The sequence below is a fragment of the Bradyrhizobium sp. AUGA SZCCT0222 genome, from assembly GCF_018130205.1.
In the GTDB taxonomy this organism is placed as follows: domain Bacteria; phylum Pseudomonadota; class Alphaproteobacteria; order Rhizobiales; family Xanthobacteraceae; genus Bradyrhizobium.
The window spans coordinates 115,949-137,688 of record NZ_JAFCLX010000017.1 but is presented as its reverse complement, the minus strand read 5'-3'; the positions used below and the strand labels follow the sequence as shown (position 1 = coordinate 137,688).

Sequence of the window (21,740 nt, the reverse complement as noted above, 5' to 3'; positions counted from 1 at the left end):
TAGGCGTTTTACCGGGGCGATTACGGACGGCAGAAAGGTCTTGTTGACCATGTTTGCCCGGCAACTTTTTCCTAGCTGAGGGTCAATGGAAAGGTTCCGTTAACCATTATTACCCTAGCGTTGCATTTGAAGAGAGCGCGTGTGCGCTGGCGGCTTTTGTATCGCGTCTGGGGCCTCGGCCCGGCTGGTGGCAACCGTGTTCGTTCCCAATTGGATCGGGCGGGGCAATGGCGGACAATGAAGCAGAAGGTGCTGCCGAAGGCGCGGAAGCCGTCCCGGGCAAAAAGGGCAAGCTCAAGCTGATCATTGCCGCTGTCGGGTTCGTCGCCATCCTTGGCGCCGGCGCGGGCTGGTTCTTCCTGATGCGCGGCCACGGCGAGGAGAAGCATGCCGAGGCGCCGCCGCCGAAGCCGCCGTCCTTTGTCGAAGTGCCGGACATGATGGTCAACCTGGTCGGCGCCCCCGGCGAGCGCGTGCAATATCTCAAGGTCAAGGTCGTGCTCGAGGTCAAGGAAGAGAAGCAGCTCGAGGCGATCAAGCCGACGCTGCCGCGCGTCACCGATCTGTTCCAGACCTATCTGCGCGAACTGCGCCCCAGCGACATCAACGGCTCGGCCGGATTGTTTCGCCTCAAGGAGGAGCTGACCAAGCGCGTCAATATCGCGCTGGCGCCGCAACGGGTGAGCGCGGTGCTGTTCAAGGAAATCCTGGTCCAGTGACTCAGCAGGTCTCATAATCATGGCCAACGGTAAAGACCTCGACCAGGACGCAATTGCCGCCCAATGGGAGGCCTCGCTCGATTCCGAGGATCCTGCGGCGGCGGCGGAAGAAGCTGCGGCCAATGAACTCTCGGAGAGCATGGCCCTGCAATGGGCCGCGATGGTCGAGGACGGCAGCCGCGATTTCGGCAACAAGGCCGGCGGCGAACGGGTCCTGTCGCAGGAAGAAATCGACAATCTGCTCGGCTTCACCGTCGGCGACGTCAATCTCGACGACAATTCCGGCATCCGCGCCATCATCGATTCCGCGATGGTGTCCTACGAGCGTCTGCCGATGCTCGAAATCGTGTTCGACCGCCTGGTGCGGCTGATGACCACGAGCTTGCGCAACTTCACCTCCGACAACGTCGAAGTCTCGCTCGACCGCATCACCTCGGTGCGGTTCGGCGACTACATGAACTCGATTCCGCTCCCCGCCGTGCTCAGCGTGTTCAAGGCCGAGGAGTGGGAAAACTTCGGCCTCGCGACCGTCGATTCAAGCCTGATCTATTCGATCATCGACGTGCTGCTCGGCGGCCGCCGCGGCCAGACGTCGCTGCGCATCGAAGGCCGCCCCTACACCACGATCGAAACCAATCTAGTCAAGCGGCTGGTCGAGGTCGTGCTGGCCGATGCCGAGCAGGCGTTCCGGCCGCTGTCGCCGGTGACCTTCTCGATCGACCGGCTGGAAACCAATCCGCGCTTCGCCGCGATCTCCCGGCCTGCCAACGCCGCGATCCTGGTGCGGCTGCGCATCGACATGGAAGACCGCGGCGGCAATATCGAACTGCTGCTGCCCTATGCGACCATCGAGCCGATCCGGCCGGTGCTGTTGCAGATGTTCATGGGCGAAAAGTTCGGCCGCGACCCGATCTGGGAAGGCCACTTTGCCACGGAGGTGGCGCAAGCCGAGATCTCCGTCGACGCCGTGCTGTATGAAGCCAACGTGCCGCTCAAGCAGCTGATGAAGCTGAAGGTCGGCGACACGCTGCCGCTGGAAATGAAAAAGGACGCGCTGGTGTCGGTCCGCTGCGGCAACGTCGTCTTGACCGAAGGCCGCATGGGCCGGGTCGGCGACCGCGTCGCCATCCGCGTCACCAAGCAGTTGCGCAAACCCAATACCACCTTCGCGATGTTCGAGAAGGCCGACGAGCAAACCAAGTTGATGGAGGCACAATGAGTCATTCCCTCGGAATTATCATCGAGAGTCTGGTGGCGGTGCTGCTGCTGGTGACGATCGGCTACTGCGTCCTGCTCAACGCCCGCCTGAAGCGGCTGAAGGCGGACGAGCATTCGCTCAAGGCCACGATCGGCGAACTGATCACCGCCACCGAAATCGCCGAGCGTGCGATCGGCGGCCTCAAGCATACCGTTCGCGACGTCAACGAGCACCTCGGCAGCCAGCTGACCGCGGCCTCCCAGATGTCGACGCAGCTGAAGGGCATGCTGGCCGAGGGCGACGGCATCATCCGCCGCCTCTCGAAGATCGCCGTTGCAGCGCGGCCGCTGACGTCGGAGCCGGAACAAGCCGCCGCTCCCAAGGTCTCGAGCGCAAGAGCAGTCGCGGCTGCCGCGGAAGCATTCTCGGAACGCCGAAGGACTAGTGGCCTCGCTGCATGAAATCGTTTCGCGACATACGCGTCATTCCGGTGGTGCTGGTCGCCGTCTTCGGCCTTGCGGTGCTGAAGGTGGCCGGCCTCGTCATCGACGGAGGTTACGTATTCGACTATCAGCCGCAGCCGGCCAGGAAGTCGTGGGCGCAGGATACGTTCAATTTCCCGGGCGGCGGCTCCAGGGTCCCCTCCAAGATCGCCTCCAAGCCTGAACCCGACGACATCACCGGCTCGGTGCCCAAGCCCAAGGAGGAGGCGCCGAAGCCGGCGGCCCCCGCTGCCGCCGATCCGCAGCCGCAACAAAGCGGCACGGTGATCTTTCCTGAACCCAACCAGCAGTCGGTATCGCCGTCGGAGCGCGCCATTCTCGAGCGGCTGCAGGCGCGGCGGCAGGAACTGGAGCAGCGCGCGCGAGAGATCGAGATCCGCGAGAGCCTGTTGAAATCGGCCGAGAAACGCATCGAGGGGCGGGTCGAGGAGATGAAGGCCACCGAGGCGCGGATCACGACCGCGACCGGGCAAAAAACCGAAACCGATGCCGCGCGCTTCAAGGGCATCATCACGATGTATGAGGGCATGAAGCCAAAGGACGCCGCCAAAGTGTTCGACCGGCTCGAAATGTCCGTTCTGTACGAAATCGCTTCCCAGATCGCGCCGCGCAAGATGTCCGATATTCTCGGCCTGATGCAGCCGGAGGCGGCCGAGCGGCTGACCGTGGAACTGGCGCGTCGCGCCGGACCCGACAAATCCGCCTCGACGGCCGAATTGCCGAAAATTGAAGGCAAGATGCTGCCGCAAAAGCCCAATTGACGGGGATATTTAACAATACCTTAAGCCGGCCAATTCAAGATTCAGCCGCGAAGGCGAGGGCGCCTCGCTGCTGCAATCGTTGAGGCCAAGAGACATCCTGGATGGGGCAAAGGGCTGCCGCTGGAATTGGGTCGCAAGGCCGCGCATTGGCGCGGATGGCCCGGCGCTGCCTTGATGTAGCCCGTGGTCTGCGCTCGCCGCTTGCAACCTTCCTGGTGCTCGCCGGCGTGACGGTGGCGTCGCCCTGCCAAGCCCAGGACCTCGTCAAGGGCGAAGCGACGTTCACGGCGTCCGGCGGCTATGCGCGGCTGGTGCTGAAGCTTGCCGAGGACGTCGAGTCGGACGTCATCACCGCCGGCTCGATCATCGTGATCCGCTTCAAGCGTCCGGTGGACATTCCCGTCGACAAGCTGAGCGACGCCGTGCCCGATTATGTCGGCTCGGCGCGGCGCGACCCGGATGGTTCGGCGATCCGGCTGTCGCTGGCGCGGCGGGCAACGATCAACACCATGACGGCCGGCGAGCGGATCTTCGTCGACTTCCTGCCCGACAGCTGGACCGGCCCGCCGCCCACGCTGCCGGCCGACGTCATTCGCGAACTGGCCGCGCGGGCCCGGGCCGCCGAACGCGCGCTGCGCGCCCAGCTTGCGGTTGCCGCGGCCAAGAAGAAGCCGCCGGTGCGCGTCCGCGCCTCGGTGCAGCCGACCTTTGTCCGCTTCGTCTTTGAAATGCCCAACGGGGTCAACGTTTCTTCGGTGCTGAACGAGCAGAAGCTGACGCTGCAGTTCAACGGCGTGCTGGCGTTCGATCTGGCCGATGCAAAGGTGGCGGCGCCGCCGAATATCGCCTCGATCACGCAGCGGACCGATGGCGATGCCTCCGCGGTCGATATCGTGTTGATCGGCGAAGTCGACGTGCATTCCTTCCGCGAAGAGAAGAACTACGTCATCGACGTCGCCTTCCAGCAAGCCGACAAGCCGGCGGCGGAACAGGCGCAAGCCCCGGCTGCCGCGAATGCCCCGGCTGTAGCGCATGCCCCGACGGCCAGGTCGGGAGTCGCAGCGCAGATCGCCGCTGCCCAGGCGATCGCCCACAGCAAGCCGCTGAACGACTCGATACCGCCGCAGCATCTCCCGCAACTGCCGCCGGTTACGTCGGAGGCAATCGCCGAGCAGGCCAAAATCGAGATCAAGCCCGGCGAACCGCAGCAGGCGCCGCCCGCAATGGAAACAGCGCCGCCAGCCCCCGCAACAACGCCGGGTGCGATGCCGGTCGTCGAGCAGGCTGCTCCTGCAGCGGAGAAGCCGGCGCCGCAGGCTGCAGCGCCCACACCCGCCGTGGAAAAGTTGCCGGCTGCGCCTCAGAAGCCGGCGCTTGCGGCCGAGAAGCCGGCGCCAGCGGAGACGCCGAAAGCCGCGCAGCCTTCGGAAGCAAAGCCGGCCGCCGCGATCGAGACGTCAAAACCCGCAGCACCGAAGAAGGCCGCTTCTGCTGCCGTTGAGGCGCCGAAGAAAGCCGAACTACCGGCGGCTGCCGTCGAGGCGAGGCGGGACAGCGACGGCCTGCGCGCGATGTTCTCGTTTGCCGCGCCGACGCCGGCGGCCATGTTCCGCCGCGCCGACACGGTGTGGCTGGTGTTCGACCAGACCGGGCCGATCGACGTCGAGCAGATCCGCGCCAAGGGCGGCGCAATCATCGGCGACGTCAGCCGGCTGCCGCTGGAAAAAGGCCAGGCCATCCGCATTCGTCTCAACCGGCCGCAGATGCCGTCGCTTGAAAGCGATGGTCGCGCCAACGGCATGATCTGGACGCTGACATTTGCCGATCGTGTGCAGGCGCCACCATTGCCGCTGCAGGTGTTGCGCAACATCACCGATCCGGCGCTGGCCAACGTCACCGTGCCGCTGGCGAACCCCGGCCTCATGCATCGGCTGGTCGACCCCGACGCCGGCGACACGCTGCTGGTGGTCACCGCGCCGCCGCCGACCCGCGGCTTCATCAAGCGGCAGGACTTCGTCGAACTGTCGCTGCTGGAATCCGTCCACGGCGTCGTCGTTCATCCCAATTCCGACGATATCACCGCCGAGGTCGGATCCGACAAGGTGATGCTCGGCCGGCCGGGCGGGCTGACGCTGTCGTCGGCCGACGTCTCTGCCGAACGCGCCACCGCGGCGGTGCGGTCGTTGTTTGACGCCAAGGAATGGCGCAAGAACCGCGAGGAGAATTTTCTGGGCCGGCTGGATGCGCTGATCAAGGCGGCGGCCGCGGCCGGCGATGACGGGCTGGCGCAAGCCCGGCTCGACCTTGCCAATTTCTATATGGCGCGGGGGATGTTTCAGGAAGCGAGGGGAGTGACCAATCTCATCCTCTCTGAATCCAAGGCTGGAAGTGAAGACGCTGGCGTCGTCATGGTCAATGCGGTCGCCAGCATCCTGATCGGCCATCCCGAGCGGGGACTGAAGGGCCTGGCCAGTCCGGTGATCGGCAACGGCTATGACTCCCAATTGTGGAAGGCGCTCGCCTTTGCCCGCCAGGGCAAATGGGCGGACGCCCGCGAGAAGTTCAAGAACGCCGAATTCTCGATCGCGGCCTTGCCGCTGGAAATGCAGCGCATCGTGACCGCGGATGCGATGCGGGCGTCGCTCGAGGTGAAGGACTATGCCGGAGCCTCGCGCCGGCGCAGCGAACTCGAGGTCGTCGGCGTGCCGAAGGAAATGAAGCCGGAGATCGCGGTGTTGCGCGGACGGCTGGCCGAGGCGCTCGGCCACGACAAGGACGCACTCGACGCCTACCGGTTCGCCGTCAATTCGTCCGATCGGCCTGCTGCTGCCGAAGCCAAGCTGCTGGAGGTCTTGCTCCGCCAGCGGCGCGGCCAGCTCGGGCAAGCCGAGGTGCTGCGCGAACTGGAAACGCTGTCGGCGATCTGGCGTGGCGACGCGATCGAGTTGAAGACCCTTGCCGTATTGTCGCAGCTATACGCCGACGCGGGCCGCTACGAGGAATCGCTCGCGGCGGCCAAGACCGCGACCCGGCTGCAGCCGAATTCCGAACTGGCGCGGCAGGGCCAGGACGCCGCGTCCGCGCTGTTTGCGCAGCTCTTTCTCGGCCCCAAGGGCGAGGACATGAAGCCGATCGATGCGCTCGGCATGTTCTACGAATATCGCGAACTGACGCCGATCGGCCGCCGCGGCGACGAGATGATCCGCCGTCTGGCGGACCGCCTGGTGGCGGTCGACCTGCTCGATCAGGCCGCCGAGCTGCTGCAGTATCAGATCGACAAACGGCTGGAGGGCGCCGCGCGCGCGCAGGTGGCGGCGCGCCTGGCCATGGTCTATCTGACCAACCGCAAGCCGGATCGCGCTGTCGCGGCGCTGCGCACCACGCGCATCGCCGATCTCTCCGGTGAGTTGCGCCAGCAGCGCCTGTTGCTGGAGGCGCGCGCGCAAAGCGACGTCGGACGCCATGATCTCGCGCTCGACATCATCTCCAACATCACCGGACGCGAGGCGATCCGCCTGCGTTCCGACATCTACTGGGCGTCACGGCAGTGGCGCGAGGCCTCCGAACAGATCGAACTGTACTATGCCGATCGCTGGCGCGACTTCAAACCGCTGAACGCGGTGGAGAAGGGCGATGTGATCCGCGCCGTCGTCGGCTATGCGCTCGCCGAGGACGCCATTGGACTGTCGCGCTTCCGCGAGAAATATGCGCCGCTGATGCTGGGCGATACCGACCGGATGGCGTTCGATATCGCAAGCAAGCCGGCCGCTGCCTCAAGTGCCGAATTTGTCTCGATCGCCAAGATGGCGGCGGGCGTCGACACGCTCGATGGCTTTATCCGGGAAATGAAGGTCCGCTTCCCCGACGCCACCGCGCGCGCGCCGATTTCGCCCGAAATGGCCAGGGGCGAGCCGGTCCACACCGGTTCGCTGCCCGCGATATCAGGACACAAAACCGCCGGAGCGGCAAAATAGTAGTTCAGGCAACCCCCGGCGGGGTTTGCGCGCCAGCGTTTCGTCGGTTAAGCGAAATCCACACATCAAGCCGTATGGAAGTTTGTCGTTCGATGCCGCTGACCCGGGGCCGAATTGTAGGACACGACAACGAACGATTGGCGTTCAAGTTCACCATGCAAAATGGGGACGAGCCGATCGAATGCCAGATCAGTGACGCCGCCATGGACGAGCTTGCAGGCGTCAAGGGAACCGAGAGCCTGGCAAGACAGGCGCAGTTTTTGGCGTTGCGAGATGCCGTCGAGCGCATCGCCTCCGACATGTTCGACGCGGCGCCGGCCGTGAAGGGCTATGTCGTCAGAATATTCACCAAGCACATCCCGAAATAGCGGCCGGCGCGGCAAGGTATCGCGCCGCGGCCTCGTCCCCTCGACAGACGGCTTCCGAACCGGCAACCTGCGCGCACAAAATCAAAGACGCCATCGGGGGGAACTATCGCCATGAGCAAGCCAGCCAAGACCGAAGCCGAACTCATTGCGATGGCAGTAGCCGAGTTGAAGGTCCATAACGATTGCCCCGATGGAATGGTGATCTCGGTGCTCCGCGACGGCGACTCCTGGGAGTTTCGCGTCAGTGCCGAACAGGCGACGATCGACAAGCCGGGCTATCCCGAATGCGTCGTGATGCTGGTGCAGATCGGGGACCACCTCTGCAAGCAGTATGATTTCAAGGAGTGAGTAGACCGCGAGGAGTTGCGCGCCTTTCCTATTTCGCAGGATTGCGCACAGCGTAGGCGGTACGAAGTCCCGGCACGAATCCGCAAGCCTCGTAGAACCGGTGCACGCGTGGATCGGCCCGGCCGCTCTGCATCAAGACCTGATAGCAGTCCTGCTTCCACGCCTCGGCCAGCGCTGCCGTGATCACCGCGCGGCCGTGGCCGCGTCCCTGGAAGTCGGGATGGGTGGCGACATTCTCGAGAACGCCGAACTGACGACCGCCCCGCAGCAGGTTGGGCGTGGTGATGAGCGTGCAGGTTGAAACGATTCTACTGCTTTCGTCCGATACAAAGATCATTACTCCTTCTCGAGCGAGGATCTGCGCCCAAATTATTCTAGCTCGTTCTGGTTCCGCACTCCGGCTGACGTCGGACTCGGCAAACAGCGCCAGCAAGGCGCCGAGATCGCCGGCATTTACCAGTCGCGCACTTGTCATCCGTGAGCTCCTTGATTGAAACCGTTTCCATCCCAAATCGTAGCTTCCCAAGAAGCCAAATAGCGCGAGAGACGGACTAATTTTTATGCATCCCAGGAATACACACCGAGCGCTGGTTCCGGTCGCGATCGCTGTCGTGGTCGCGGTCATCGGCACCGCGCTTTTCGCGGTGGAATTACGGACCAAAGACGTGGTCGCGGACAACGGCATCAGCATGATCACGACGGCTGTCGTCGAGAAGGCCGGCGCGACGGCTTATCCGACCGCCCGTGACACCGGCGCGGATCAAATCAGCTACGTCCCGTAACTCTGCACCAGGCTTCCCGCCACCAGCGACCAGCCGTCGACCAGCACGAAGAAGATCAGCTTGAACGGAAGTGACACCACGACCGGCGGCAGCATCATCATGCCCATCGACATCAGAACCGACGCCACCACGAGGTCGATGATCAGGAACGGCAGGAACAACAGGAAGCCGATCTCGAAGGCGCGCTTCAGCTCGGAGATCATGAAGGCCGGCACCAGAATCCGCAGCGACATCTCTTCCGGCGTCGCCGGCGGCGGCTCGCGCGACATGTCCAGGAACAGCTTGAGGTCCTTCTCGCGGACGTTCTTCAGCATGAAGCCGCGCAGCGGCACGGACGCCCTTTGCAGCGCGTCCTCGACGCCGATCTGGTTGGCGACCAAAGGCTTGATGCCGTCGTCATAGGATTTTTGCAGCACCGGCCCCATCACGAACGCGGTCAGGAACATTGCGAGCGCAATGATCACGGAGTTCGGCGGTGCGGTCGCGGTGCCGAGCGCGGTGCGCAGCAGCGACAGCACCACCACGATCCGGGTGAACGACGTCATCATGATCAGGATCGACGGCGCGATCGAGAGGATCGTCAGCAGCGCAATCAGCTGGATCGCGCGTTCGGTGACGCCGCCACCGCCCTGGCCGAGATTGATGCTGATGTCCTGCGCCAGCACCGGATCGGCGAGCGATCCGGCGGCTATCAGTGTGACAAAAAATAAAACTCTACGCGGGGCTTTCGCCGATCTCACGAAGGAGACTTCGGGCGGCCCAGCAATGAGGCCATCTCGTCTTCGAGATTCTCAAACCCGCTTTTCTGCGGCGCGGGCGCGGGGGGCGGGGCGGGCGTCTCGCTGCGCGAGGGGCGGGCAGGCGGCGGCTCCGGCGCGACCGGCGGCGCGATCGGGGCATCGGCGGGCCGGCGCAAGGCAGCTTCGAGCCGCTGCGCCATCTCGGCGAGATTCTGGTCGGCGGACTGCGGCGGAGGCGCAGGCGGCGGGGGTGGCGGTGCTGCGGCACGCTCGGGCGCACGGACCGGCGGCGGCGGCTTCGGCAGCTCGCTCTGGCGCTGCGGGCGCGGCATCATGGGTTCGGTGCGGGCCGGGCGCTGCGGGACCGGATCGGGACGCGGTTCCGGCCGGCCGCCCATCGGCTCCGGCGCGAAGCTTGCCAGTGGATCGGTGCGGCGCTCAGCCATCGGCGGCGGCGCCGGGCGGCGGAGTTCGTCGGCGAAAGCGGGCCGTGCCGGGCGCGGCGGCGGCTCGGGCATTTGCGGCTCGGCGTGATCGAACGGGTCGCGCGCGCCGTCGTCGTTCCAGCCGGCATCCGGCAGCGGGGCGATACGCGGCGGCTGCTCGCCAGTGACCGCAGGCCGCGGCGCCATCTGCTCACGGCCCGGCATGGCACGGACGATATTGGGTTCCACCACGATGTCGCTGGGGCCGCCGATCATCAGGAGATGTTCGACATTGTCGCGCCGGACCAGCACCAGGCGCCGGCGGCCGTCCACCGCGGCGGCGTCGATCACGGCCAGCCGCGGCATCCGCCCGCGATTGGTGTTGGCACCGAGGCGGTTGGTGGCGAAGCGGCGCACCAGCCAAGCGGCAACGCCGATCAGCGCCAGCACGGCGATGAATGCGAAGATGAAATATGCTGTCTGCATTCTCTAGTCCCCGGCCTCAGGCCGTTCTCACATGCTTGCTTCGAGGTGCGCGGACCTGATCTTCCAAGTTGAACATGATTCTTCCGGATTGATGTTCCGAAACGATATTCATGTTCCGAAGCGATCCGTCGACCGGCGAATCACGCCCGAGATGAGCCCTATTCCTTAATTCCCCACGGCAAACGCTGCCGCCCATTAATTAATAGACCAAGAATCGCTTGATCCAAAACGACTTCTGAGCGCCCCGACCGCGTTGGCCGTTGCTGGTTAACGCAGGTTTCGTGGCGAAAATGCGCTCTTTTGGGTGCCGGCCCCCGTGCAAGCGCGTTGTCCACGGCCTGATTCTGCGGATTTTAACCAGCCGTTAACCATACACCGGGCAAATTCTGCCTACCTCGCGGCGCCTGCCAGAGGTTAACGAGGACCCGCTCGCGATGGCCATCAACGATCTTCCGATCCTGTCGGCGCTGCGCACCAAGATGCAGTGGCATCAGGAGCGCCAGCGGGTGCTCGCCGAAAACATTTCCAACGCCAACACCCCGAACTTCAAGCCCCGCGACCTGGTGGAACCGAAATTCGACAAAAAAGGTTCCGCCGCCACCGTCGGCGGAACTTTCGGTTCGATGGCGATGATGCGCACCAGCGCGAGCCATATCGGCGTGTCCGGCGGCGCCCAGACCTTCGACGGCGATGGCGGCAAGAGCGGTTTCCTGACCCGGCCGGCCGGCAACGCCGTCAATCTGGAAGATCAGATGATGCGGGTCTCCGCCAACCAGATGGACTATGCGGCGGCCACCTCGCTCTACACCCGCAGCCTCGGACTTCTCAAAACCGCCATCGGAAAGCGCTGACGCGCCGCATTTAGGGGAACCGGATCATGGCAGATGATGGTGGAAGCGACTTCGCCCGCTCGATGAGCATCGCGACCTCGGGCCTGCGCGCGCAGGCCGGGCGGATGCGGGTGATCTCGGAAAACATCGCGAACGTGGATTCCACCGCGCCGACTGCCGCCGGCGATCCCTATCGCCGCAAGGTGCCGACCTTCTCCTCGGCGCTCGACCGCACGATCGATGCCAAAGTGGTGACGCTCGGCAAGGTGCGCACCGACCAGTCGGCGTTCCGCATCAAGCACGAGCCGAGCAACCCGGCGGCGGACGCCGCCGGCAACGTCAAATACCCCAACGTCAACCCGCTGGTCGAAATGACCGACATGCGCGAAGCCCAGCGGTCCTATGAGGCCAACCTCAACATCATCAGCGCCACGCGCCGGATGATTCAACGCACGCTCGACATCCTCAAGGCCTGAAACAGGAATCATAGACCATGGCTTCACCGACCGTTGCAGCAAACGCCTACGCCGCGCTCTCGCGCATCATGGAGACCGGCGGCGCCGAGAAGGGCGGCCAGACTTCGGGCGGCCCGTCCTTCGGCGCGCTGCTCAAGGATGCCGTCGGCAGCGTGATGGAAGCCGGCAAGAAGTCCGACTCCCAGACCATCGCGATGGCCTCGGGCAAGGCCAACGTCATGGACGTAGTGACGGCGGTGGCCGAGACCGACGTCGCGGTCTCGACGCTGGTGTCGGTGCGCGACCGGGTGATCCAGTCCTACGAAGACATCATGAAGATGCCGATTTGACGTCCTTGGACGTCATCCCGGGGCGATGCGCAGCATCGAACCCGGGATCTCGAGATTCCGGGTTCGCTTCGCGCCCCGGAATGACGCTGCGGAAAGAGCGAGACAGAAAATGACCGGTGCTGAAACCCTCGACGTGGCGCGTGATGCGATCTGGACCATCGTGGTGGTGTCGTCGCCCCTGATGGTGGTCGGCCTCGTGGTCGGCGTCGTGGTGTCGCTGTTCCAGGCGCTGACGCAGATCCAGGAACAGACGCTGATCTTCGTGCCGAAGATCCTGGCGATCTTCGTGACGCTATTGCTGGCGTTGCCGTTCATGGCGGATTCGTTGCAGGGCTACATGATGCGGATATCGTCGCGAATCATAGGCGGATGATGCACTGTGGTTGAGCCATGCGCATCGATGTCTCGTTCCTGCCGGCCCTTGCCGCGACTTTCATGCTGGTGTTTGCCCGCGTGGGGGCGATGGTGATGCTGTTGCCGGGATTTGGCGAGAGCAACATCCCGGTCCGGATCAAGCTCGCGATCGCGCTGTTGTTGACGCTGATCATCCTGCCGCTGCACCGCGCCGCCTATCAGGTCGATTTGACCTCGATGAGTGCGATGGGCGTTCTGATGGTGCACGAGATCGTCATCGGCGTGGTGCTCGGCGCCACCGCGCGGGTGACGCTGTCGGCGCTGGCGGTCGCAGGCTCAGTGATCGCCCAGCAGCTCGGCCTCGGCTTCGTCACCGCTGTCGATCCGACCCAGGGCCAGCAGGGCCTTCTGATCGGCAACTTCCTCTCCATCCTCGGCATCACGCTGTTGTTCGCCACCGACACCCATCACCTGGTCATCGCGGCGCTCAACGAGAGCTACCGGATCTTCTCGCCGGGCGAGACGATGCCGACCGGCGATGTCGCGGCGCTTGCGACCCGGGCTTTCGCCGCCGCCTTCAAGATCGGCCTGCAATTGTCGGCGCCGTTTTTGGTGTTCGGCATCGTCTTCAACATGGGGCTCGGCATTCTGGCGCGGCTGATGCCGGCGATGCAGGTCTATTTCGTCGGTGTGCCGCTCTCGATCCTGATCGGCTTCTTGATCTTCGCCGGCGTCCTCACGGCGATGATGGGCACCTATCTGAACTACTTCACCGGCGTCATGCACGAGCTCACACCTCTTAGATAATATAACTCAGGCGCCGCGATGGCCGACGATAGCGACGATAAAACAGAAGACCCTACGCAAAAGCGTCTCGACGACGCCCATGCGAAGGGCGACGTTGCCAAGAGCCAGGAGGTCAACACCTGGTTCGTGATCGCGGGCGCGACGCTGGTGTTGTCGACCTTCTCGGGTTCGATCGGCGGCGGCATCCTGATGCCGCTGCGCAATTTGATCGCCAATGCCGGCACGCTGCGCGCCGACGGCACGGCGCTGCTGCAACTCGGCAATACGCTCGGCATTGCCGTGCTGGCGGCGATCGGTGTGCCGCTGCTGATGCTGATGCTATCGGCCATCGCCGGCAACATGATCCAGCATCGGCTGGTGTGGTCGTCGGAATCGCTCACGCCCAAATTCAGCAAGGTGTCGCCCGGCGCCGGCTTCAAGCGCATCTTCGGCCAGCAGGCGCTGGCGAATTTCCTCAAGGGCGTGTTCAAGCTGGTCGCGCTCGGCGCCGTCATGATGGCGGTGCTGTGGCCGGAGCGCCACCGGCTGGAGTCGTTCCTGGCCTTCGATCCGACGGCGATCATGGGCGTCACCACCAGTCTGACGCTGCATCTGATGGGCGCGGTGGTGGCGATGCTGGCTGCCGTGGCGATCGCGGATTACTTCTTCCAGTACCGGCAGTGGTTCCAGCGGCAGAAGATGTCGCTGCAGGAGATCAAGGACGAGTTCAAGCAGTCCGAAGGCGACCCCCACATCAAGGCCAAGATCCGGCAGTTGCGCCAGGCCAACATGAAGAAGCGCATGATGGCCGATGTGCCCAAGGCCAGCGTGATCATCACCAACCCGACCCACTATTCGGTGGCGTTGTCCTACGACCGCGGCATGCCGGCGCCGGTCTGCGTCGCCAAGGGCGTCGACAATATCGCGTTCAAGATCAGGGAGATCGCCAAGAAACACGACATTCCGATCGTCGAGAACGTGCCGCTGGCGCGCGCGCTCTATGCCACCGTCGATGTCGACGAGGAAATCCCGGTCGAGCACTATCATGCGGTTGCCGAAATCATCGGCTTCGTCATGGGGTTGAAGCGCGACGCTGCCGGCCGGCGCAACTGACGGATGGGTCGAAAATTGCCTTGAAATGCGCTGGATAAAGCCCTGGACGATATTTTTTACGTGTTTTCTTCACTCGAACCGGTGCTCATTTCGCTTGAAACCGCTATTGATGCCAATTAGCCGCCTGATGGACTTGCGCTTGCCGGTCCGATTCAGGCACTCAAGGGAGGCGCGCAGATCAGCGCGCCATCCCATGCCGACGGGCTTGCGTCCCCTGATATGACCGCCGAAACCGACAGCCATCCGTCCCCCGAGCCCTTCGCGGCCCATGAGCCGGCGCGGCGTGGCGGCAGCATCGTGCTGGTGCTGCTGGTGGCCGCCGGCATCGTCGCGATCGCGGTCGTGCTGATGACCATCGGCCGCGCCCAGGCCCAGCCCTATATCCTCGGCGTGCTGGCGCTGCTGGCCATGGTCGGCCTGTTCAATCTGTTCGCCTTTGCCGCGGGCATCATCCGTTTCACCGACCGCAGCACCGACGATCCGGTGATGGGGCGGATCGCGGACCATGCCCATGACGGGCTCGCGGTCACCGATTCGCGCGGCCACGTCGTCTATTCCAACGCCGCCTATCTGGCGCTGACGGGGGCCGCGACCGCCCAGGAGGTGCGCCCGATCGAGCGCGTCTTCATCGGCAATCCCGATGTGTCGGAGGCGGTGTTCCGCCTGCTCAAGGCGGCGCGCGAGGGCAAGCGGCAGCAGGAGGAAGTCCGGATCGCAGGGATCGACGGCGCCCATGGCCGCTGGCTGCGGATGCGGGTCCGTCCGCTCGGCGCCAGCAAGCGCGAGGCGAAATATTCGGTGTGGTCGATCGCCGACATCACGCGGGATCGCGAGCGCCAGGAGGACGTCTTCAAGGAATTGCAGCACGCGATCGAATATCTCGATCACGCGCCTTGCGGCTTCTTCTCGGTCAGTCCTTCAGGCGAAGTCGTTTATGTCAACGCGACGCTGGCGGGTTGGCTCGATCACGACCTTGCCGAGATCGGATCGGGCGGCTTGAAGCTGACCGATATCGTATCGGGCGACGGCGCGTCGCTGCTGACGTCGATCGTGGCGGTGCCGGGCGAAGTCAAAACCGAAGTGCTCGACATCGATCTGCGCATGCGCAGCGGCAAGACCATGCCGGTGCGGCTCTTTCACAAGCTGGCGTTCGGCGCCGACGGCGTGCCCGGCGCGTCGCGGACGCTGGTGATCAGCCGCGCGCGCGACGAGCATTCCGACCCCGAGCGCGCCGCCGAAGTGCGCTTCATGCGGTTCTTCGACCATACCCCGATGGCGATCGCGACCGTGGACCGCGCCGGCGCGGTGGTGCGCGCCAATGCCCGCTTCGCCAAGCTGGCGCAAAGCCTGAGTGCGGACGGTGCCGCCAACAAGTCGATCTTCCGCAGCGTGAACGCCCGCGACCGCAGCCTGCTGATCGCGGCGATCAACCAGGCCGCCGAAGGGCAGGGCGACATCGCGCCGGTCGAAGCCATGCTCGACGGCGCCAAGGAGCGCTGGGCGCAATATTTCGTCACCGCGGTCGAGGAGGACGAGCGCGAAACCGAAGCTGCCATCGTCTACATGCTGGAAACCACCGAGCGGCGCACGCTCGAGAACCAGATCAACCAGTCCCAGAAGATGGACATGGTCGGCCAGCTTGCCGGCGGCATCGCGCACGATTTCAACAACGTGCTTTCGGCCATCATGATGGCCAACGACTTCCTGCTGAACGCGCACAAGCCGACCGACCCGTCGTTCCAGGACATCATGCAGATCAAGCAGAACGCCACCCGCGCCGCGACGCTGGTGCGGCAGCTGCTCGCGTTCTCGCGCCGCCAGACCCTGCGGCCGCAGGTGCTGGATCTCGGCGACGCATTGAGCGATCTTACCATGCTGCTGCGCCGCCTGATCGGCGAGAAGGTCAAGCTCGACCTGGTGCATGGCCGCGATCTCTGGCCGGTGAAGGTCGACGTCTCGCAATTCGAGCAGGTGATCGTCAATCTCGCCGTCAACGCCCGCGACGCGATGGCCGATGGCGGCAAGCTGACGGTCAAGACCAGCAACGTCACGACAGATGAAGCCGCGCTGTTGTCCTACAAGGGCATGCCGGCGGCGGACTACGTGCGGATCGACGTTGCCGATACCGGTACCGGCATCCCCGCCGAGATCGTCGACAAGATTTTCGAGCCGTTCTTCTCCACCAAAGAGGTCGGCAAGGGCACCGGCCTCGGGCTGTCGACCGTCTATGGCATCGTCAAGCAGACCGGCGGCTTTGTTTACGTGGATTCGAAAGCGGGGGAGGGCACCACGTTCCGCATCTTCCTGCCGCGGCACCGTCCTGAACTGGAAGCCGCGCCCGAACCGCAGGTTACCAATGGCGCCGCCAAGGAAGCCGCGGCCGAGCCGCCGAAGCCGCAGGCCGATCTGACCGGGCAGGGCACCATCCTGCTGGTGGAAGACGAGGACGGCCTGCGCTCGCTCAACGCGCGCGGTCTTCGTTCGCGCGGCTACAGCGTGATCGAGGCCGCCAACGGCATCGAGGCGATGGAAGCGCTGGAAGAAAAGAACGGCGCCGTCGATCTCGTCGTCTCCGACGTGGTGATGCCGGAAATGGACGGCCCGACGCTGCTCAAGGAAATGCGGCTGCGCAATCCCAACCTCAAGATCATCTTCGTCTCCGGCTATGCCGAAGAGGCGTTCGACAAGAGCCTGCCGGAAAACGAGCAGTTCGCCTTCCTCGCCAAACCCTTCGCGCTCAGCGCGCTGGTCGCGAAGGTGAAGGAGACGATGACGGCGTCGTAAGGCCGCTTTCGGTCTTCGGTCCGGATTTCAGGATTTGTTGCGAGGCGAGAGCGGCCCTTGTTCCCACCGTTTGGGCCGGAAAACCCACGCCACCATACATTTGCCGTTCTGAACGGGGTTAAGGTGTCCGCTTACGGCACCGACGCTGCTCACGAAGGCAAGTTGCATGACCGATCCTGCCACGGTTCCCGAGGCGGCTGACGCCGCGGAAACAGCGTATTTTCTGCGCCGTTTCGCCGACATGATGTCCAACGGGCAAAACGCCGAAAATCTGATACGCGCAGCCGACCTGATCGACGGCCTGATGGCGCGCGTTTCCGGCGCCTTCGATGAGGAGCAACTGTGGCGCTACAAGTACGAAACCGTGTCCCACCAGAATGACGAGCTGGAAACCGAATGCGAAAGCCTTCGGCATGACATCGAGCGGCACGTAAAGCTTTCCAGTTTCATCATCACCGAGCGCGATACGCTCAAGACGACGTTGCAGGGGCGGGAGGCGGAGCTGCTCGAACTCGGCGACACGTTGAAACGAGCGCAGGAAACCTTGAAGGGTGCACAGGAGGAGGCCGCGACGAAATCGCAGGCGCATGAATCCGCCCTGGCCGAGCTTGGTACAGGCTTCGATCAGGAGCGTGTCGCGCTGAAGGCAAGCCTGGAAGCGAGCATCAAGCAAATCGAGCAGCAGCGCAGCGAGTTTCTGCGCGAGCGCGACGAGCTTTCGGCAAAGCTGTCGCAGAGCGAGGCCGTCATGGCCGAGTTCAGGCTTGCATTTGATCGTGAGCGTGACGATTGGCAATCCAGACTGCGAGCACGCGAGGACGAACTTGCGACGATCCGCGTTGCGACCGCGAACGAACACGAGGAGCTGCAGCAGAGGATCGAGGCGCTCGAGGCCAAGCGGGAGGAGCTTCGGTCGGCCTTTGACCGGATCAGCCAGCTCGGCGTTGCAGCCACCGAGCCGCGCGCGGAAGCCCAAGGCGGCTCGTCTGTGGTTCAACCGCCGGACCGGGATTCAGCGCCCGGAGAAAACAGCGCGGTCGTGCCGAAAGAGACCCTGCGCCAGGCGCGGGCGCAGTTCGAATTTCTGGCCAAGGAATGTGTACGCCGCGGCGATGTCGCGACCCAGGCGATGTGCGAGCTCGGGGCCCACACCATGGATCAGGCCCTCGTGGCCGAGGAAATATCGCATCCATCGCCGGTCGGTGAGGTGGCGTTAAGCATCCTCGGGCCGGTCCTTGCACCTGTCCTGCGACCCGTCGCCGCCGATCCCCATCCGACTCGTCAGGTCAGCGCGGAAAACTTCTGAGTTCCAACGGGTTCAATCGTACAACCGGCCTAATCGTCACATCCCCGCGACTGAGGGCCGCAGCGCTTGTTCCCGTTTACGGCTTCACTTTTAAGCAGCTCTGCCCATCTTAGGGGCTGCTTCCCCATGCCGGGGAATTGAGGAAACAGATATGAATTTCACGCAACGCACGCGCGGAATTGTTCGGGCCTTCGCCATCGTCCTGTCGCTGGCGGTACCCCTCGCGATGGCGATCTCGTCGGCTGACGCCCGGGTAGGCGGCGGCAGCAGCTCCGGTTCGCGGGGATCGAAGACCTATTCGGCTCCGCCCAGCACCACCACGGCGCCCAACGCGGCGCAGCCCATGAACCGCACCTTCAGCCAGCCGGGCGCACCGGCAGCCGCTGGAGCCGCCGCAGGGGCAGCCAAGGGTGGCTTCTTCAGCCGGCCCGGTATGGGCATGATGATGGGCGGTCTCGCCGCAGGCTTCCTCGGCGCCGGCTTGTTCGGCATGCTGTCCGGTGGCGGGCTGCTCGGCGGCCTCGGCGGGATTGCGTCGATCATCGGCCTGATCCTGCAGGTCGGCCTGATCCTGATCGTGGTCAAGCTGGCAATGTCGTGGTGGCAGCGCCGCCATACCCCGGCGGCCGCCTATGCCAATTCGGCTGCCGGACCTGCCGCGGGTTCAGCCCCGCCGCAGACCGGCTTCGGCTCCGGAATGGGCTTTGGTCTGGGATCGAGCACCCCCGCTCCGCTTGAGATCGGGCCTTCCGACTACGAGGCGTTCGAACGGCTGCTTGGCGAAGTCCAGGCCGCATGGTCGAACGAGGACGTCGCGAAACTGCATACGCTCGCAACGCCCGAGATGGTGTCGTACTTCACCAAGGACCTCGAGCAGAACAAGGCCAACAACGACCTGAACAAGGTGTCCGACGTGAAGCTGCTGCAGGGCGACCTCGCAGAAGCCTGGCGCGAAGGCCAAACCGATTATGCGAGCGTCGCGATGCGCTTCTCGCTGGTCGACAAGACCCTGGAGCGCGGCACCAACCGTCTGGTCTCGGGCAGCGAGACCCCGATCGAGGCGACGGAAGTCTGGACCTTTGCCCGGCAATCCGGCGGACAATGGGAACTCTCGGCGATCCAGCAGACCAACTGATCTTCTGCTGAACGTTAAAACATACAAGGCGCCGCGGTTAATTCCGCGGCGCCTTTTGCTTTGCCGCTATGGCTCCGGAATAATGATCGCCGCGGCGTGTTTTTGACGACGTACCAACAAGAAAAAAGGGAGGCTTCGATGAACCTCGTTTCCAGGATGATCTCACCGGCCGCTTTCGTCCTCGCGGCGATCTCGCTTCTCGCCGCAGTGCCGGCACAGGCGCAATCGGCCGACACCAGCTTCTTCGTGACCAGCAACGGCATCGGCAATGGCGGCAATCTCGGCGGCCTCGCCGGGGCCGATAATCAATGCCAGACGCTGGCGCAGGCGGCTGGCGCGGGCGGTAAAACCTGGCGCGCCTATCTCTCGACCCAGGCCGCCGACGGCAAGCCCGCCGTCAATGCGCGCGACCGCATCGGCAACGGACCATGGAAGAATTCCAAGGGTGCGGTGGTCGCCAAGGACGTCGCCGAACTGCACGGCAGCAACGGTCTCACCAAACAGACCGCGCTCAGCGAGAAGGGCGATGTCATCAATGGCCGCGGCGATACGCCGAACCGCCACGACGTGCTGACGGGCTCGCAGCCGGACGGAACGGCCTTTGCAGCCGGCGAGGACCGCAGCTGCAAGAACTGGACGAGCAGCACGCAGGGGGCGGCGATGGTCGGGCATATCGACCGTGTCGGCCTGCGAGACGACGACGCCTCGAAGTCCTGGAATTCGTCGCATCCGTCGCGCGGACCGGACGGCGGCTGTTCGCAGAACGATCTGAAGAGCACCGGCGGCGACGGCCTGATGTATTGCTTCGCGGCGAACTGACGAAGTCATTCCCCGGTGCGCAATTGCGCACCTGGGATAGGGTGCTGATGCACCATTCCGGAATGACGGAAATGAGCCGATGAAGATCATCGACGCGCAGGTTCACATCTGGTCGCAAACCGTGACGCCGACGTCGGGCCTGCATCGCAAGGTCGCGAAGTTCACGGCCGAGGAAGTCTTGGCCGAGATGGACGAGGCAGGGGTGGATGCCGCGCTGATCCACCCGCCACGCGGCTGGGATCCCGATTCCAATGCGCTGGCGATCGAGGCGGTCCGGAATTATCCGGACCGCTTTGCCATCATGGGCAATTTTGCGCTCGAGAATCCTGACGACCGCAAGCTGATCCATGGCTGGCGCAAGCAGCCCGGCATGATGGGGCTGCGCTGGCCGCTGCTGCTGGAAGAGCAACAGAAATGGCTCTACGACGGCTCGCTCGACTGGCTGTGGCCCGCGGCCGAGCAGGAGGGGCTGCCGCTGGCGATGATGGGCGGACTGTTCCTGCCGAAATTTCGCGAGATCGCCGAACGCCATCCCGGACTGAAGATGATCCTGGATCATTGCGGCCTGAACCGGCACGGGCGGGATGCCGAGGCGTTCGTCCATCTCGATGAACTGCTGGCACTGGCGCAATTGCCGAACGTCGCGGTCAAGGCGACCGGTGCGCCGCATTATTCAACCGAGCCCTATCCGTTCTGCAACATCCATGACGGGCTGCACCGCATCTTCGATGCCTTTGGGCCGAAGCGGATGTTCTGGGGCACCGACATCACGCGGATGCCCTGCAGCTACCGGCAATGCGTCACGTTCTTCACCGAGGAGCTGCCGTGGCTGAAGGGCGCCGATCTGGAAGACGTGATGGGCCGCGCGCTCTGCGACTGGATCGGCTGGGACTATGCGAGCGTGCGGGGTAGGGCGTGGTGAGAACCATCGCGACGCGTCCCTACCGGTCGTGAAACTTCCACGCCCGCCTCGGAAGGCGAGATCGCTGTTCACGAGTCGTTAGCGATGTTCGTCAAGGTAAATATTCTTTTCAAGTTGACGCATGGTGTTGCTCGGCTAGATCATTCAAACGGACGAAGTTGCGTGCAACTTCACGAATTTTCTTCAAGCCAGCAGGTATAATCATGTCTCGCGTTATTGCCGCCGCCTTCGCCACCGCGCTCGCCGTCGCCGTCATCCCGACCGCCGCTTCCGCCGGCTGCTATTCGTGCTACCAGCCGCAGCCCTGCTGCGGTCCGCAATACGTGCAGCAGGTGGTCCCGGCGGAGTACCGCACCGTGCAGGAAACCGTGATGGTTTCGCCCGGACGCGTCACCGCCTATCGCACCCCGGCGCGCTATCGCACTGTGATGGTGCCGAAGACAGTGATGGTCTCGCCCGGCCGCGTCCACTATGAACGGACAGCCCCGCGATACGCCGTCCAGCAGCGCGTTGAAATGGTTGCGCCGGCCCGTGCCTATTATGCGCCGGTCGCGCCGCGCTGCGCCACCTGCGGTTATTGAG

23 protein-coding genes are annotated in these 21,740 nt (G+C 64.3%); 20 read left to right on the top strand and 3 right to left on the bottom strand.

Annotation, left to right across the window (positions count from 1 at the left end; genetic code table 11):
* Positions 1-227 precede the first annotated feature (227 nt).
* The 7 genes from fliL to JQ629_RS17450 all read left to right on the top strand — a co-directional run bounded on the left by fliL (position 228) and on the right by JQ629_RS17450 (position 7,871).
* The gene (fliL, locus tag JQ629_RS17480; RefSeq protein WP_212413711.1) at positions 228-719 is read left to right on the top strand and encodes a flagellar basal body-associated protein FliL; all 492 of its coding nucleotides are present in this window, start codon (positions 228-230) and stop codon (positions 717-719) included.
* 19 nt (positions 720-738) lie between these two features.
* The gene (gene fliM / locus JQ629_RS17475) at positions 739-1,938 is read left to right on the top strand and encodes a flagellar motor switch protein FliM (RefSeq protein WP_212264286.1); all 1,200 of its coding nucleotides are present in this window, start codon (positions 739-741) and stop codon (positions 1,936-1,938) included.
* Entirely contained in the window at positions 1,935-2,378 is a 444-nt protein-coding gene (locus JQ629_RS17470) for a DUF6468 domain-containing protein (RefSeq protein WP_212413710.1), read from the top strand. The genes fliM and JQ629_RS17470 overlap by 4 nt, the downstream gene beginning before the upstream one ends.
* Positions 2,375-3,181, top strand: coding sequence for a MotE family protein (locus JQ629_RS17465; protein ID WP_212413709.1), 807 nt, complete (start codon positions 2,375-2,377; stop codon positions 3,179-3,181). The genes JQ629_RS17470 and JQ629_RS17465 overlap by 4 nt, the downstream gene beginning before the upstream one ends.
* A gap of 101 nt (positions 3,182-3,282) precedes the next feature.
* Positions 3,283-7,155: a tetratricopeptide repeat protein gene (locus tag JQ629_RS17460; RefSeq protein WP_212413708.1), complete on the top strand. Its 3,873-nt coding sequence runs from the start codon at positions 3,283-3,285 to the stop codon at positions 7,153-7,155.
* Between the two features lie 74 nt (positions 7,156-7,229).
* Positions 7,230-7,523: a DUF1488 family protein gene (locus tag JQ629_RS17455; protein ID WP_312010928.1), complete on the top strand. Its 294-nt coding sequence runs from the start codon at positions 7,230-7,232 to the stop codon at positions 7,521-7,523.
* Between the two features lie 111 nt (positions 7,524-7,634).
* Complete coding sequence (locus tag JQ629_RS17450) at positions 7,635-7,871, top strand: hypothetical protein (protein WP_212413707.1); 237 nt, start codon at positions 7,635-7,637, stop codon at positions 7,869-7,871.
* A gap of 28 nt (positions 7,872-7,899) precedes the next feature.
* Here JQ629_RS17450 and JQ629_RS17445 read toward each other — a convergent pair whose 3' ends face one another.
* Complete coding sequence (locus JQ629_RS17445; protein ID WP_212413706.1) at positions 7,900-8,346, bottom strand: GNAT family N-acetyltransferase; 447 nt, start codon at positions 8,344-8,346, stop codon at positions 7,900-7,902.
* A 136-nt stretch (positions 8,347-8,482) separates the two neighbouring features.
* Between JQ629_RS17445 and JQ629_RS17440 the strand changes: the two genes are divergently transcribed.
* Positions 8,483-8,653, top strand: coding sequence for a hypothetical protein (locus tag JQ629_RS17440; RefSeq protein ID WP_212413705.1), 171 nt, complete (start codon positions 8,483-8,485; stop codon positions 8,651-8,653).
* On the opposite strand, the gene fliP is transcribed toward JQ629_RS17440, so the two are convergent.
* Positions 8,641-9,393, bottom strand: coding sequence for a flagellar type III secretion system pore protein FliP (fliP, locus tag JQ629_RS17435; RefSeq protein ID WP_212035006.1), 753 nt, complete (start codon positions 9,391-9,393; stop codon positions 8,641-8,643). The genes JQ629_RS17440 and fliP overlap by 13 nt on opposite strands.
* The gene (locus JQ629_RS17430) at positions 9,390-10,304 is read right to left on the bottom strand and encodes a flagellar biosynthetic protein FliO (protein ID WP_212413704.1); all 915 of its coding nucleotides are present in this window, start codon (positions 10,302-10,304) and stop codon (positions 9,390-9,392) included. The genes fliP and JQ629_RS17430 overlap by 4 nt, the downstream gene beginning before the upstream one ends.
* Positions 10,305-10,738: 434 nt before the next feature.
* On the opposite strand from JQ629_RS17430, the gene flgB reads away from it, so the two are divergent.
* The 12 genes from flgB (at position 10,739) to JQ629_RS17370 (ending at position 21,739) form a co-directional block, all read left to right on the top strand.
* Positions 10,739-11,155, top strand: coding sequence for a flagellar basal body rod protein FlgB (gene flgB / locus JQ629_RS17425; protein ID WP_212264294.1), 417 nt, complete (start codon positions 10,739-10,741; stop codon positions 11,153-11,155).
* Between the two features lie 26 nt (positions 11,156-11,181).
* Positions 11,182-11,610, top strand: a complete 429-nt coding sequence (flgC, locus tag JQ629_RS17420) for a flagellar basal body rod protein FlgC (RefSeq protein WP_212413703.1) — start codon at positions 11,182-11,184, stop codon at positions 11,608-11,610.
* 17 nt (positions 11,611-11,627) lie between these two features.
* Positions 11,628-11,939 carry a flagellar hook-basal body complex protein FliE gene (gene fliE, locus JQ629_RS17415; RefSeq protein ID WP_212413702.1) on the top strand — a complete coding sequence of 104 codons (312 nt, stop codon included), beginning with the start codon at positions 11,628-11,630 and terminating at the stop codon, positions 11,937-11,939.
* A gap of 109 nt (positions 11,940-12,048) precedes the next feature.
* On the top strand, positions 12,049-12,312 hold the full coding sequence (fliQ, locus tag JQ629_RS17410; protein ID WP_192740264.1) for a flagellar biosynthesis protein FliQ: 264 nt from the start codon (positions 12,049-12,051) through the stop codon (positions 12,310-12,312).
* A gap of 17 nt (positions 12,313-12,329) precedes the next feature.
* Entirely contained in the window at positions 12,330-13,100 is a 771-nt protein-coding gene (fliR, locus tag JQ629_RS17405; protein WP_212387248.1) for a flagellar biosynthetic protein FliR, read from the top strand.
* Between the two features lie 18 nt (positions 13,101-13,118).
* Positions 13,119-14,192: a flagellar biosynthesis protein FlhB gene (gene flhB / locus JQ629_RS17400; RefSeq protein ID WP_212413701.1), complete on the top strand. Its 1,074-nt coding sequence runs from the start codon at positions 13,119-13,121 to the stop codon at positions 14,190-14,192.
* Between the two features lie 219 nt (positions 14,193-14,411).
* Positions 14,412-16,976: a cell cycle histidine kinase CckA gene (cckA, locus tag JQ629_RS17395; RefSeq protein ID WP_212413700.1), complete on the top strand. Its 2,565-nt coding sequence runs from the start codon at positions 14,412-14,414 to the stop codon at positions 16,974-16,976.
* 166 nt (positions 16,977-17,142) lie between these two features.
* A complete protein-coding gene (locus JQ629_RS17390) occupies positions 17,143-18,282 on the top strand; it encodes a coiled-coil domain-containing protein (RefSeq protein WP_212413699.1) in 1,140 nt (379 codons plus the stop codon).
* Between the two features lie 151 nt (positions 18,283-18,433).
* A complete protein-coding gene (locus JQ629_RS17385) occupies positions 18,434-19,417 on the top strand; it encodes a Tim44 domain-containing protein (RefSeq protein WP_212413698.1) in 984 nt (327 codons plus the stop codon).
* Positions 19,418-19,573: 156 nt separating this feature from the next.
* Positions 19,574-20,236 (top strand): lectin, encoded by a 663-nt coding sequence (locus JQ629_RS17380; RefSeq protein ID WP_212413725.1) that lies wholly within the window; start codon positions 19,574-19,576, stop codon positions 20,234-20,236.
* A 79-nt stretch (positions 20,237-20,315) separates the two neighbouring features.
* Positions 20,316-21,158 carry an amidohydrolase family protein gene (locus JQ629_RS17375; protein WP_212413697.1) on the top strand — a complete coding sequence of 281 codons (843 nt, stop codon included), beginning with the start codon at positions 20,316-20,318 and terminating at the stop codon, positions 21,156-21,158.
* 203 nt (positions 21,159-21,361) lie between these two features.
* The gene (locus JQ629_RS17370; protein WP_212413696.1) at positions 21,362-21,739 is read left to right on the top strand and encodes a hypothetical protein; all 378 of its coding nucleotides are present in this window, start codon (positions 21,362-21,364) and stop codon (positions 21,737-21,739) included.
* The last annotated feature ends 1 nt before the right edge of the window (position 21,740 follow it).